The sequence below is a fragment of the Saccharobesus litoralis genome, assembly GCF_003063625.1.
Taxonomy (GTDB): Bacteria; Pseudomonadota; Gammaproteobacteria; order Enterobacterales; family Alteromonadaceae; genus Saccharobesus; species Saccharobesus litoralis.
In genome coordinates this window covers 3,675,859-3,690,012 of sequence record NZ_CP026604.1, presented here as the reverse complement: position 1 = coordinate 3,690,012, position 14,154 = coordinate 3,675,859, and the positions used below count along the sequence as shown (strand labels likewise).

General features: G+C 40.6%; 15 protein-coding genes. 13 read left to right on the top strand and 2 right to left on the bottom strand.

The annotated features are described in order from the left end of the window. Positions 1-8: 8 nt before the first annotated feature. Together C2869_RS13215 and C2869_RS13210 are read left to right on the top strand one after the other, a co-directional pair. Complete coding sequence (locus C2869_RS13215; protein WP_108603388.1) at positions 9-758, top strand: pteridine reductase; 750 nt, start codon at positions 9-11, stop codon at positions 756-758. Between the two features lie 8 nt (positions 759-766). Next, positions 767-961, top strand: coding sequence for a CPXCG motif-containing cysteine-rich protein (locus C2869_RS13210; RefSeq protein ID WP_108603387.1), 195 nt, complete (start codon positions 767-769; stop codon positions 959-961). Between the two features lie 339 nt (positions 962-1,300). On the opposite strand, the gene C2869_RS13205 is transcribed toward C2869_RS13210, so the two are convergent. Further along, positions 1,301-1,768: a hypothetical protein gene (locus tag C2869_RS13205; protein WP_108603386.1), complete on the bottom strand. Its 468-nt coding sequence runs from the start codon at positions 1,766-1,768 to the stop codon at positions 1,301-1,303. Positions 1,769-2,051: 283 nt separating this feature from the next. Here C2869_RS13205 and ccoN point away from each other — a divergent pair, with 283 nt between their 5' ends. The 10 genes from ccoN to uspE all read left to right on the top strand — a co-directional run bounded on the left by ccoN (position 2,052) and on the right by uspE (position 11,227). After that, positions 2,052-3,488 carry a cytochrome-c oxidase, cbb3-type subunit I gene (gene ccoN, locus C2869_RS13200; protein ID WP_108603385.1) on the top strand — a complete coding sequence of 479 codons (1,437 nt, stop codon included), beginning with the start codon at positions 2,052-2,054 and terminating at the stop codon, positions 3,486-3,488. A gap of 13 nt (positions 3,489-3,501) precedes the next feature. Continuing rightward, positions 3,502-4,116: a cytochrome-c oxidase, cbb3-type subunit II gene (ccoO, locus tag C2869_RS13195; protein ID WP_108603384.1), complete on the top strand. Its 615-nt coding sequence runs from the start codon at positions 3,502-3,504 to the stop codon at positions 4,114-4,116. A gap of 1 nt (position 4,117) precedes the next feature. Continuing rightward, on the top strand, positions 4,118-4,309 hold the full coding sequence (locus C2869_RS13190) for a cbb3-type cytochrome oxidase subunit 3 (protein ID WP_108603383.1): 192 nt from the start codon (positions 4,118-4,120) through the stop codon (positions 4,307-4,309). Between the two features lies 1 nt (position 4,310). Beyond that, entirely contained in the window at positions 4,311-5,279 is a 969-nt protein-coding gene (gene ccoP / locus C2869_RS13185; RefSeq protein WP_108603382.1) for a cytochrome-c oxidase, cbb3-type subunit III, read from the top strand. Between the two features lie 269 nt (positions 5,280-5,548). Beyond that, entirely contained in the window at positions 5,549-6,064 is a 516-nt protein-coding gene (locus C2869_RS13180; RefSeq protein WP_108603381.1) for a FixH family protein, read from the top strand. Further along, a complete protein-coding gene (locus C2869_RS13175) occupies positions 6,061-8,421 on the top strand; it encodes a heavy metal translocating P-type ATPase (protein WP_108603380.1) in 2,361 nt (786 codons plus the stop codon). Before C2869_RS13180 ends, C2869_RS13175 begins: the two co-directional genes overlap by 4 nt. Further along, positions 8,418-8,666 (top strand): cbb3-type cytochrome oxidase assembly protein CcoS, encoded by a 249-nt coding sequence (gene ccoS / locus C2869_RS13170; protein ID WP_108603379.1) that lies wholly within the window; start codon positions 8,418-8,420, stop codon positions 8,664-8,666. Before C2869_RS13175 ends, ccoS begins: the two co-directional genes overlap by 4 nt. Before the next feature lie 5 nt (positions 8,667-8,671). After that, a complete protein-coding gene (locus tag C2869_RS13165; RefSeq protein ID WP_108603378.1) occupies positions 8,672-9,319 on the top strand; it encodes a sulfite exporter TauE/SafE family protein in 648 nt (215 codons plus the stop codon). 48 nt (positions 9,320-9,367) lie between these two features. Beyond that, positions 9,368-10,099 (top strand): fumarate/nitrate reduction transcriptional regulator Fnr, encoded by a 732-nt coding sequence (fnr, locus tag C2869_RS13160; protein ID WP_108603377.1) that lies wholly within the window; start codon positions 9,368-9,370, stop codon positions 10,097-10,099. A gap of 192 nt (positions 10,100-10,291) precedes the next feature. Continuing rightward, a complete protein-coding gene (uspE, locus tag C2869_RS13155) occupies positions 10,292-11,227 on the top strand; it encodes a universal stress protein UspE (protein ID WP_108603376.1) in 936 nt (311 codons plus the stop codon). Positions 11,228-11,244: 17 nt separating this feature from the next. Here the strand turns inward: uspE and rlmF are convergent, their stop codons facing one another. Then, complete coding sequence (gene rlmF / locus C2869_RS13150; RefSeq protein ID WP_228710662.1) at positions 11,245-12,120, bottom strand: 23S rRNA (adenine(1618)-N(6))-methyltransferase RlmF; 876 nt, start codon at positions 12,118-12,120, stop codon at positions 11,245-11,247. A gap of 498 nt (positions 12,121-12,618) precedes the next feature. On the opposite strand from rlmF, the gene C2869_RS13145 reads away from it, so the two are divergent. After that, entirely contained in the window at positions 12,619-14,088 is a 1,470-nt protein-coding gene (locus tag C2869_RS13145) for a DUF4856 domain-containing protein (RefSeq protein ID WP_108603374.1), read from the top strand. Positions 14,089-14,154 lie beyond the last annotated feature (66 nt).

Here is a 14,154-nt window from a genome sequence, read left to right as displayed (position 1 = left end):
ATTTAATAATGACAGAAAAAGTAGTACTAGTGACCGGAAGCGCTAAGCGGGTTGGCGCGCAAATTATTAAGACTTTTCATCAACAAGGGTTTAACTGCCTAATCCATTGCCGCCATTCCATTGACGAAGCCGAAGTTTTAAAGCAATCACTTAACAAGCAACGCGATAATTCAGTTGACGTTATTCAAGCCGACCTCAATCAATTTGAAGATATTCATCAATTAGCTGAGCAAGCTAATCAGCGATTTGGCCGACTGGATGTTTTGGTGAATAATGCATCCAGCTTCTATCCGACACCAGTAGGAGATGCAATATCACCCCATCATTGGCAGGATTTATTTAGTAGTAACGCCCAAGCACCGTTGTTTTTATCCAATGCTTTAGCGCCAGCATTAAAAAAAAGCCAAGGTTGTATAATAAATTTAACCGATATACATGCAGAAAACCCATTAAGGCACCATACTATATATTGTATGGCAAAAGCAGCTTTGGTGATGATGACTAAATCACTCGCTAAAGAACTTGCGCCAGACATACGGGTAAATGCGGTTTCACCAGGGGCGATTCTATGGCCCGAGCAAACCCTTACCCAAGACGCTAAAGATCAAGTTATCAACGAAATTGCGCTTGAGCGAATGGGGTCGCCAGAAGATATCGCTTCAACTATATATTTTTTAGCGCAACAAGCGCCATATGTAACGGGGCAAATACTGGCAGTAGATGGAGGCAGAAGCTTAGGACGGCACGCTCTAGCTTAGGAGGAAAAATGGGAATTGCAGACCGTTCAATATCATGTCCACATTGTGGCCATCATATCCATCTATTAGTCGACGCCAGTAATGGTGACCAAGAATATTACGAAGATTGTCCAGCCTGCTGTAACGCCATTCATGTTAACTTCCATTTAGATGAAATCAATAATCAATTGGAATTACAGGTCAGTGATGATCAAATGTCGTAAATGATAAATATGGCGTTCAAGGTTTAAAGCTGGCTTGTACATACTGAAAAGCCACATACCGTCACTTAACCTGACGCCTGATATCTTACATTTAAATAAACACGATCATAGTGCCAAAGCGCTCGTGACAGTGTAAATTCGAGTACTTATTGTTGCCATCTTTATATTGATAAAAAATTTAAGGCAGCACGAACCTTTCACCTCCCAACTTAGCTAAGCCCAACATCAACTAAAGACTATATCGTCAAAGCGATCAGGTTTTAGGGGCAGGTTTCTAGTACCAGACGAAACAGTCGAGAGTAAGCGCTGACAATGAACCATAAGGCCTGAGCGAGAAGACTATAAATTTGACAACTCAGTATTAAATATCAGAGGTATTGTATAGGGTAAGCCATTGAGCTGGACATTAACGGTTAATAACCAAGTCATTAAAGGATCAGTACATGCGCCCAGCACAACATTAGCCCGCCATTGATTGGTAGTTTGGTTAAATCGAGTAGGCTTAAATTGCAAAGGTATATGCCCCATATTCATCGATATACCTTCAATTCGCCCATCAAGGATCTGCAAATGTTCCTCATCACTGCTTATAACAAGCTCGTTAAGCTCCTCCAATACGATTGGTAATGCAGAAAAATGAATATTTAATGACTTTTCGTGCAAAGTTATGTGGCATGCTTGTTTAGATAAATCGCACTCTGCAATCGGTTTTATGTCTTGCTCTTGAATTGACAGTGACCAATACAGTGCACAAAACAACAGCACAAGGATAAATAACGCGCCAATTTTGTAATGAATTTTTAACAAGTTGATTCCCTTTAAATTTGAGCCTAACTAGTTTGACTTAAATCATGTTTTTTTTAAACCCGGCTGTATTTTTAGCCCTAAAAACCGTATCATTGCGCCGGTTTTACACCTGTGCAGGTTGTTTTGCTTAATAATCCGTCAAACTGCCGATTATTTAGCCAAGTCGCCCTTCACATGAAATCATGAATAGCTGTCAATAATAGCCACAATGAATGTGAGTCGATAGCCTAGTTCGAGATTACACAAATAGACTGCATAAGTTTATCGATTGGAAGAGACAATAATGAGCTCAACAAGTTCTACATCACCTAAATACAACTTTGATGTTGTAAAATATTTTGCTGTTATGGCCGTTGTATGGGGCATAGTTGGCATGTCAGTAGGCGTACTTATTGCTGCGCAATTAGTATGGCCTGAACTCAATTTTGATTCGCCGTATCTTACTTTCTCGCGGATCCGTCCATTACACACAAATGCGGTTATTTTTGCATTTGGTGGTTGTGCCCTATTTGCTACGTCATATTATGTCGTACAGCGTACCTGTCAAACTGGTTTATTCAGCGACCGATTGGCATGGTTCACTTTTTGGGGTTGGCAGGTCATTATTTTAGCAGCGGCTATTACGTTGCCATTAGGCTATACAACGTCAAAAGAGTATGCAGAGCTTGAATGGCCGATCGATATTTTAATTGCTGTGGTATGGATTGCTTATGCAATCGTGTTTTTCGGTACTATAGTCAAACGTAAAACATCTCACATTTACGTTGCTAACTGGTTTTATGGTGGTTTCATTCTAACTGTTGCCGTATTGCACATAGGTAACAGTATGGCCATTCCAGTTAACATGATGAAGTCATATTCAATTTATTCTGGTGCTGTCGATGCAATGATGCAATGGTGGTATGGGCATAATGCCGTTGGCTTCTTCTTAACTGCGGGTTTCTTAGGCATGATGTATTACTTCGTACCTAAGCAAGCTGAGCGTCCAGTTTATTCATATCGTTTATCAGTTGTTCACTTCTGGGCACTGGTTTCATTATACATTTGGGCTGGTCCTCACCACTTACATTATACTGCGTTACCTGACTGGACTCAGTCTTTAGGTATGGTAATGTCAGTTATCTTATTTGTTCCTTCTTGGGGCGGTATGATCAACGGCATCATGACCTTATCAGGTGCATGGCACAAACTTCGTACTGATCCTATTTTACGTTTCTTAATTGTATCGCTTTCATTCTACGGCATGTCGACTTTTGAAGGCCCAATGATGGCTATCAAGTCTGTTAACGCATTATCACACTATACTGATTGGACTGTGGGTCACGTTCACTCGGGTGCACTAGGCTGGGTTGCTATGGTATCTATCGGTTCGCTTTATCACTTAATTCCTAAAGTGTTCGGTAAAGAACAAATGTATAGCACCAAGTTAATCAATACTCATTTCTGGTTAGCCACTATTGGTGTAGTACTTTACATTGTTGCTATGTGGATATCAGGCGTTATGGAAGGCATGATGTGGCGCATGGTTAACGAAGACGGTACGTTAATGTATAGCTTTGTTGAAATTGTAGAGAAGAAAATGCCATACAACATTCTTCGCTGGATCGGTGGTTGTTTCGTTGTAACAGGTATGTTGACCATGCTTTATAACGTAGTCAAAACCATCAAGTCTGACAAACGAGCGGATGCGACTAATAATTTAGCCGCACAGCCAGCATAAGGAGGATTTGATAATGAGCAAAGGCGTGAATAAACACGAAATTTTAGAAAAAAACATTGGCTTAATGGCGATATTTACCATCATCGTTATTAGCTTTGGGGCACTTGTAGAAATTACCCCTCTAATTTTCCAAAAACAAACAACAGAACCAGTTGATGGCTTAAAGCCTTACACAGCATTACAAATGGAAGGTCGCGACATCTACATCCGTGAAGGTTGTAACAACTGTCATAGCCAAATGATCCGTCCATTCCGTGCTGAAACTGAACGTTATGGTCACTACTCTGTTGCTGGTGAATCTGTATGGGAACATCCTTTCTTATGGGGTTCAAAACGTACAGGGCCTGACTTAGCTCGTGTTGGTGGTCGCTACTCAGATGATTGGCATCGCGTACACTTAATCAACCCTCGCGCGGTTGTACCTGAGTCAAACATGCCGGGCTTTCCTTGGTTAATGGAGAACAAATTAGACGGTAAGTGGACCGCGAAAAAGCTAGAAGTATTCAAAAGCTATGGCGTTCCTTATACCGACGAAGACATCGCTGGAGCTAAAGATGCGGTAAAAGGTAAAACCGAAATGGAAGCCTTAATCGCTTACTTACAAACTCTAGGTACTGCACTTAAATAACATGGACTACGGAACCTACAGAGGTGTGTATACCATAATTATGATGCTGGTTTTCGCTGGCATCATTTGGTGGGCATACAGTAAATCAAGTAAGTCTAAGTTCGACGACGCTGCGAATTCTATTTTTGACGAAGATGACAAAAAACCTTCAGCGCACGACGAACAAAACAGTGATAAAGAATTGAGGAAATGACATGAGTACGTTTTGGAGTGCTTGGGTTATCATCATAACCCTAATTTGTTTAGTATTCGTTTTCTACACCCTATACCTTAATCAAAAGAACTATACGGGCGTTGAAGAAGGCGAAGAGATGGGACACGAGTTCGACGGTATTAAAGAGTTGAACAACCCTCTTCCTAAATGGTGGCGAAACATGTACTGGGCAACTGGTATTTGGGCAATCATCTATTTAGCCTTATATCCAGGCTGGGGAAATTTTGAAGGTTTCTTTGGTGGCTGGAGAAGTTCAAACCAAGATATACGTTCAATTGCCGAATCAAAAGCGGCAACGGAACAAGCTAAAGCGGCTGGTATTCGTGTTCAATACGACATTGAAGTGGAAAAAGCCGATGCGAGATTTGGTCCAATTTTCCAAGCGTATGCTGATATGTCAGTGGCTCAACTGGTGAAAGACAAAAAAGCATTAGAGATTGGCCAGCGTCTATATTTACAAAACTGTTCACAGTGCCATGGTTCTAACGCGCGTGGTGGTGAAGGTTTCCCTGACTTAACAGACCAAGACTGGTTATACGGCGGTTCTTTTGCAAAAATTAAAGAAACAATTTTGCACGGCCGTAAAGCGGCAATGCCAGGTTGGGAAGCGTCTCTTGGCGACCAAGGTATAAAAGATGTTACCGCTTATGTACTTAGTTTAAGTGGCCGCGAAGCAAAAGAAGGTAATGTTGCTTCAGGTAAAGCTAAATTTGCTGTTTGTGGCGCTTGTCATGGTGCAAATGGTATTGGTAGCTTAGCATTGGGCTTACCTATGGGTGCACCTAACTTAACCGATAATGTTTGGTTATACGGTGGTTCAGAACGCGCTATTCAAGAAACATTACGCCACGGTCGTAATGGTGTCATGCCTGCGTGGAAAGACATTTTAGGTGAAGACAAAGTTCACATCATTTCTGCTTATGTTTACAGCCTATCTGAAACTAACTAATAGCGAATTTTAATTGTTAAGAGCCCTGCATTGAGCGGGGCTTTTTTTTAGCAGAACACTGATATATAGTCAAAGCGATCTGGTTTTAGGGGAAGCTGTCAAGCTTCGAATCCCCATGAGCATATGCTCTATTATGTGATTGGGGTTACCTCAAGGGATTTAGGTAGTAGGACGACGCAGGAGCCAAAGTCGAGAGTAAGCGCAGACAATGAACCATAAGACCTGAGTGAGAAGACTATAATCAACAAAATTTCGAATTTACACAACTTATGAGCGCAATACCTTCTAATCAACAGGAACCAAAACGCCCTTGGTATAAAGAACCTTGGACTTGGTTTTTAATTATTCTGCCCTTCACAAGTGTGACTGCCGCCGTCTATATGATCTCGACCTTTAATACGCACAATGTCGAAATGGTGGTAGATGATTACTACAAAAAAGGTAAAGCCATAAACCAAGAATTAGGTCGTATCAAGCTAGCGAAGTCATATGGTTTAAGTGCCATTATGCGAGTCGAGCAAGGGAAAATTTTGCTGGATGTTAATAAAAATGCGCAGGCACCAGAGTTAGCTGCGCTGAGTATTAGTTTTTATCATTCGACCTTATCTAAACGTGATTTTCAGGTAATGGCAACACAGCGCGCCAACGGGTTATTCCAAGCCGACGCCAGTCAGTTGAGTGATGGAAACTGGCAAGTCACTGTAGAACCTCATGATAAGAGCTGGAAAATCCAACACAGGATCACAGTACCACTTAAAGGCGAACAAATTTTAATCCCTCGATGAAACAATCTTGCTTTCACTGTTCTGAAGACATCCCAAATAATGTTGATCTAACCGTCATGGTTGATGAGCAGCCACAACCTGTCTGTTGTTATGGCTGTAAAGCGGTGGCAGAAACGATTTTGCATGGCGGCATGCAACAGTATTATCAATTCCGTGACGATCGAAATCCTAAAATAGAACAGCAAGATGTCACCTCATATCAAGTTTATGATGAAATCAGTATTCAAAATGAATTTGTCATTCAAGACAGTGAATACCTATCGGCTGACCTTGCAATTGAAGGTATGCATTGCGCAGCTTGTGCTTGGTTAATCGAAACTCGATTATCTAACCTTGAAGGCATTAAACAAATTAAAGTGAATGCCTCATCGCAACGCGCCAGAATTAGTTGGCAAGCCACAGCAATCAAACTCAGTGAAATATTTTTCGCTATTAACCAAATTGGCTACTCCCCTTACCCATTTAAATTGAGTGAGCAAGAGCAACGCTTTAAAAAGGTAAACAGCGGCTTTTTAAAACGCGTCGCGGTGGCAGGTTTATTTACCATGCAAACCATGATGTTGGCGTTTGCCTTGTATTCAGGTGTCATAGAAATTGAGTACGAAAGGTTTTTTCGCTGGATAAGTTTATTGCTTACCATTCCTATTGTGACTTATAGCGCCTACCCTATTATGCACTCTGCTATAAGAGCCCTGCTAAACAAAACAGTTAACATGGATGTGCCAGTCACCTTGGCAATTATGGGAACGTTTTTAGCTTCCACTTGGGCAACGGTTCAAGAAACAGGCGAAGTCTATTTTGAATCTGTATCTATGTTTACTCTATTGCTGTTACTCGGACGCTACCTTGAGCATAACGTCAAATCAAAAGCGGCAACGGTCACCGCAAATATGTTAAAGCTCATGCCATTAGCGGCAGAATTAAAACAACAAGACGGCTCATTTGTTGAAACCTCAGCACGTCAATTATCAGCAGGACAAATTATTCGCGTCAAAGAAGGATTAACTGTCCCAGCTGATGGACAACTAGTTAGCTCGCAATGTCATTGTGACGAGTCAATATTAACCGGTGAAAGCGAACCCGTCGCTAAAAAACAAGGTGATTTGTTATTAGCTGGCAGTATCGTTACCGCTCAAACCATCGAAATACAAGTGCAGGCATCCGGCAATGCGACGACAATAGCACAAATGGCCAATGCAGATAGTGAACTCAGTTCTGGCTCTAGCTTTGTCAATATGGCCGACAAGTTATCGCGCTACTTTGTTAGCGGCGTACTGATTATCTCCGCTGCAACTTTTGTCGTTTGGCACTACGTATTAGGTGAAAATGGCTTTTGGCCCATGATTGCAGTGCTAGTGGCAACCTGCCCTTGTGCCTTGTCCCTTGCCATGCCAACCGCCATGACAGCGGCTGCAACTGCATTAAAACGTAAAGGCGTTCTTATTAACCGAACGGAGGCGCTTGAAGCCATAAAAAAACTCGACGTGTTAGCCTTTGATAAAACCGGTACGTTAACTCAAGGTAAACTTTCAATTGAAAAAGTCATCACTAATACACAACTCGCTGAACAATTTAGTGAGCAACAAATATTACAATGGGTAGCCGCAATTGAAAGCCATTCGTCTCACCCTATCGCTAGCGCATTTAAACATATCGAATTTCAGCAGATTGCGACCGAAATCAATGTCGACAATGGACTTGGCTTATCAGGTATTGTTTCGGGTAACTTAATTAAAGTGGGATCTAAAGATTACTTCTCACTCGATAACAATCACCCTTGGTGTGATGCAAGATTATTGGTCAGTGTTAACGAGCAACTCATTGCGGCTATCTATTTGGCTGATCCACTGCGAGAAGACGCATTATCCATGGCCAAAGATCTACCTTGCCAAAAGTTAATTTTAAGTGGTGATACAAAAACGTCAGTGGCATCTGCGGCCAATCACCTACAATGTGACTATTTTGCTGAATTAAAACCAATAGACAAAGTGAGTCAATTACATCAAATTCAGCAACAAAACAAATTAGTGGGTATGGTTGGCGACGGTATAAATGACGCTTTGGTGCTATCTGCTGCCGACATCAGCATTGCAGTGGCCAACGCCACCGATCTAAGTAAACAAAAATCAGATATTATTTTAATGAGTCACCAGCTTAACAAAATTAACTGGATATTTACGGTATCAAACAAGCTTAACACTATTATCAAGCAAAACTTATGCTGGGCATTAGGCTATAATTCGCTAGTATTGCCATTAGCTTGTATGAACATACTATCACCTTACGTTGCAGTATTTGGTATGTCATTAAGTTCACTACTGGTTGTTATCAACTCGACTCGGCTTTTAAAATTATGAACGTAGTTTACGTACTCATCCCCCTTGCTATTGTTATTGTATTAATTGCTATAGGTGTGTTTTTTTGGGCGGTTAAATCCGAACAATTTGATGACCTAGACAGACAAGCCTATAACATTCTTTTTGATGATGAAAATAAGCCAAATAAGCCCGCAACCGCCAATGATGTAGTCGATGGCTCGGTTAAAGAACAAACACCAACGGATCACCAAAAATCGTCCAAGCAAGAAAGTGATTTGTCATAAGCAGTATGCTAACTGAACTCATCAGCGCATTTACCATTGGTTTTTTGGCATCATCACATTGCCTTGCCATGTGTGGCGGGATCAGCGCAGCTATTGGCCATGATAAAAATTGTGTTGCCATCGCCGCTTATCATTTAGGCAGAATAACCACCTATACGTTAATTGGCGCATTGGTAGGTTTGGCTAGCCAAACCTTGCTAAGTGAGATTAAGCCCGCTCTAATTGTGGTCAAAGTGCTAGCAGGTAGCTTAATTATATTAATGGGCTTATACGTTGCTCGCCTTAGTTTACTCATTAACTACTTTGAAAAACTATTCACGCCGCTTTGGCAACTAATTCAACCCCATGCAGCTAAAACCTTAAAGCAAAAATCCATTAGCCAACGCTTTGTGGCCGGTGCGCTTTGGGGTTGGCTGCCTTGTGGATTAGTCTACTCAACTGTCGCATGGGCCATGAGCAGCACTAGCCTTTACCAAGGCGCATTAATCATGCTTTGCTTTGGAATTGGTACATTACCTTCAATGCTAACAACCTCCTTTATGTCTCAGCAGGTTGTGCAATTATTAAAACATAATCAGGTAAAGTTAGTGGCTGGACTATCTTTATGCGCTTATGGAATATACACAATATTCGTAGGGGTATTGCAACTTTAGGATATTGTCGTAGACTGTACGATTAATAAGGTCGCTAAGGTTATCTCAATGGAAAATTCAGGATTTTCATGTGCAGTTAGTTGTAATAACTGCAGTATCAGCTCTCTTTGTTTACCCGTGTCTTTAAATAAAACAGATATGGATAAGCTTGATGAAATCATTCATCGCAAGCGCCCATTCCAAAAAGCGGAAAAACTATTTGAAGCCGGTAAACCATTCAAATCTTTGTATGCCGTGCGTTCTGGCTCGTTTAAATCTTATACTATTTCGAGCCAAGGTGATGAACAAATAACCGCCTTTCATTTACCCGGTGATATTATTGGCTTTGATGCCATCCATAATAAAATTCACCCTAGTTTTGCTGTCTCATTAGAAACCTCATTAGTGTGTGAGATCCCGTTTGACACACTTGATAACTTATCAGCTAATATGCCGCAACTGCGCCAGCAAGTGATGAAATTAATGAGTAATGAAATCACCTCAGATCAAGAGCTGGTGTTATTATTAAACCGCAAAACCGCCGAGCAAAAATTGGCAGCGTTTATCAGTAGCTTATCCTATCGATTTGAGCAACGCGGATTTTCACCAAACGAATTCCGGTTAACCATGACCCGCGCTGATATTGGTAACTTCTTAGGTTTAACTGTCGAAACTATCAGCCGCTTACTCAGCCGCTATCAAAAAGAAAATTTAATTAGCGTTAACGGAAAATTTATCAGTATTGTCGACCATAAAGGCTTAGATGAATTATCAGGCAGCCGTAACAACATACTCTGCTAATTTTGCAAAACAAATTGAATTGATAAAAAGCCAGGTTTGACCTGGCTTTTTGTTTTTAGCCTTCGCTGACCACCAATATCTTAACGTTGATTAACCAAAACGCCTGTTTGCTCTGTATCAACTAAATTCCCGCTGTTTTGCCAATATTGAACTAAAATTATTGTTAAGCACTCACAAAGCGGGATCCCTACCATGGAAAAATTTAATCGAATTTTAGCCGTCATTGACCCAACTCAAACAGAACAGAAAGCATTAAATCGAGCGATAGAGTTGGCCTCCAAAACAGGGGCAAGTGTCACGGCCATAATGACCATATTCGACTTTTCATATGAAATGACGACTATGTTGTCTAGCGAAGAGCGCCAATTAATGCAAAGCGCTGTTATCGATGACCGCAGTAATTGGCTAGAAGGTATTTTAGATAAAAAAGCGGATCAAGCAAGCCAACTACATGCAAGAGTGTTGTGGCATAACCGACCTTATCAAGCCATATTAGAGACGGTTTTAAAAGATAATTATGATCTGGTTATTAAAGCGACTCACGAACATGATGTACTAAAATCAGTCATTTTCACTCCTACTGACTGGCACTTGTTACGTAAATGTCCAGTCCCACTGTTGTTAGTTAAAGAACATGCTTGGCCTGAAAACAGTAAAATAATAGCGGCGGTCAATGTTAGTAGCGATGAAGCTGAACACAGGTCACTCAATAAAAAAATTATAGAACAAGCCAAATCGGCCGCTCGCGTTTTGCATTCAGATGCCATACTCGTCAATTGCTACCCTGGTACGCCTGTCAGCTTAGCGGTTGAAATCCCTGAGTTTGATCCATCGAGTTATATCGAATCGATACGACAACACCATCTTGATGCTATGCAAACCTACGCTGACCAATATCAAGTTAAACCAGAGCATTGTGTAGTAGAAGAAGGATTAGCTGAAGAAGTGGTGCCCAAGTTATCGACCGAGATGGATGCCGAACTTGTTGTTCTGGGGACAATTGGCCGTACAGGACTATCAGCTGCGATTATAGGTAATACCGCAGAACATATGTTAGATGCCATCAACTGTGACGTACTGGCATTAAAGCCGGAAGGCTATGTTTGTCCAATTAAACTCAATACTTAACTTGATTGCATTAATTGTCAGGTATAACACCATGCAAGGATGCGACTCACTTTATTGCCCTGCGCCATATCAATAACGCGTACCTGTTTTGCCTTAACCTGCTGCAAGCGCTTTTGTAAGGGTTTGATATTTTCTTTTTTAGAAATTAAACAGGTAAACCATTGAATATTCTCTGCGTAAGCTTGGCTTTCAGTAATCATTTGACTGACAAACGCAATTTCGCCACCTTTACACCATAATTCAGCTTGCTGACCACCGAAGTTAAACTGAGATTTGGCCGGCGTTTTACCTGTCAAATTTTTAATTTTACGTTGATTGCCTTTAAATGCCTCAGCCAAGGATTTATGAAATGGCGGGTTACACATACTAAAAGCAAATTGCTCACCTTTTTTAATCACGCCAGTAAAGATATGATCTGCTTGCTTTTGCTGTCTAACCTCGATTTTTTTACCTATTGGCGGATTAGACTTAACTATCATTTGCGCGGTTTTTACTGAAATCGGATCAATATCCGTCCCGACAAATTGCCAATTATATTCGCCAACCCCAATAATTGGATAAACGCAGCTCGCTCCGGTTCCTATATCCAAGCCCTTAATCTGACGATCTTGGCTAGCTCCATTTAGCAGATCAGCAATATAGTGAATATAATCCGCTCGCCCAGGAATAGCTGGACAAAGATAATGCTCAGGAATATCCCAAAATTCAATTTGATAGTGGGCTTTTAACAACGCTTTATTAAGTAGCTTTACCGCAAGCGGATCGGCAAAATCCAATGTTTGTTTATTATGTTTTTCAAAAATAAAATTCGCCAATTCAGGCTCGATCTGCGTAAGCGTGGCAAAATGATAATCAGAATTAAAACGACTATTAGGATGTAACTGAGTTTTCACTATAGCTGGTAATGATAATAACTTAGGTCTGCACAGTTTATAGGCTTTCGATCGGTTTAAAAATGTTAGATACCACTTTTTGATCGACTTTTCATAATTATAATTCTCGTTGCACTCCATTACTTTAACCTAGGTATGAGCGCACTAAGTATATTAAGCATATGCTCATGACGTTTCGAACTCAGCTAAAGAGCGAGTACTGAACGGGAAAATTACCCCAAGAAGCGCGACTCCAATTACACTAAATAAATGCCTGATATTAAGTGATACACAAACGAAAACACTAGCCTAACTTAAGTCACAAATGTAACAAAAAAGTTATAAACCATTATTTTGTATGGTTATTACAATCTACTATCTTTTTATAACCATTTTGTATTTTCTATAATAAATCAGTTCAATTTTTGTTTCGCCAAAAATTGATTAAATGTCATTTGATACTATACTTGCCACTTAAAACACAATTGATAACCATTATCACTTTAATTAGGAATACAAATGGCAATCGCGAAATCATTTAAGAAAAATTCACTAACGGTACTTGTTTCATCAATTTTAGCAGTAAGTTTGAGCGCCTGTGGTGGTTCAGATTCAGATGACAACGGCGCAAATCAAGAGCCAAAACTACAAGTTCCTGCAACTTATACATTTGAAAGCCAATTAACGACTGGTTCATCAGTGTCTTATACAGGACAAATTGCTCGCCATGCATTAATTCAAGAATTAACCAACTTTGTTGGCAGCTTAGATGCAGGTAACTATACAAGCAATGACGAAGTGGTTGCAGCCCTTAACGAATACTTTCGCGATGGTGATGATACAGCAAGTGATAAAGCACTTACTTTAACTACAACGCCAGGTACTGAGCAAACTACAGTTCGTGATATTTCTGACGGTAAAAACTTAATTGGTAAAATCGCCGGTAAAGATGCAACGGGTCAACATAAAGACTGGGAAACAGCGGGCAACTTTAAAGGTTGGATGGGTATCAATACGCCAACAGACTTAGTCGATCACTTCTTTGACTTATTAGCGGCAGAAGTTGTTGATATCAATGGTAACTCGTTAAATCGTCAAGATCCTGAAGGCAACGCTCTTAAATACACGTATGTAACAAGTACAGGCTTAGATCTTAAACAATTAATTCAAAAGTTCTTACTTGGCGCTGTAGCCTTCTCGCAAGGTGCTGATGATTACTTAGACAGTGATACTGCTGGTAAAGGTTTACTTAGTGCTAACCAACAAGTAGACGGTAAATCTTACACCGCACTAGAACACCAAATTGATGAAGGTTTTGGCTACTTTGGTGCTGCTCGTGACTACGCGGAATATTCAGATTTAGAGTTAGCCGGCAAAGATGAAAGTGCTAACGCTCGTTCACACTACTTTGACACGAATACTGACGGAAAAATCGACTTAAATAGCGAATACAACTGGGGTAACTCAGTGAATGCTGGTAAGCGTGATAATGGCGCAACTGTGGCGACTGACTTAACTAAAGATGCTTTTGATGCCTTCTTAACATTACGCGCATTGGCTAATGAAGCGGCAAAAAATCCATCATCTGATGACGCTCCGCAAGCTGATGCTGAAACCGTTGCAGCCATGAAAATACAAGCCGAAGCCGCTTTGCTTGCTTGGGAAAAATCAATTTCAGCATCTGTTATTCACTACATTAACTATACTATTGCTGACTTAAAAACCATTAAAGCCGGTGGTTACACTGCTGATGAGTTTGCCGATTTAGCCAAGCACTGGTCAGAAATGAAAGGTTTTGCACTAGGGTTACAATTTAACCGCTTATCACCAGTCAGTGACGCAGACTTTGAAGATGTATTAAGCAAAATGCAAGATGCGCCAGTATTGGATACAACCAAAATCGACGATTATATTGCTGACCTTGAAAGTGCTCGTACTATTTTAGGAAACGCATATAGCTTTAATGCAACTAACGTTGCTGAGTGGTAATCCACTTTAAAAAATAAAGTCACAAACGACAAAGGGTTAAGTATTTACTTAGCCCTTTTTGTTTTG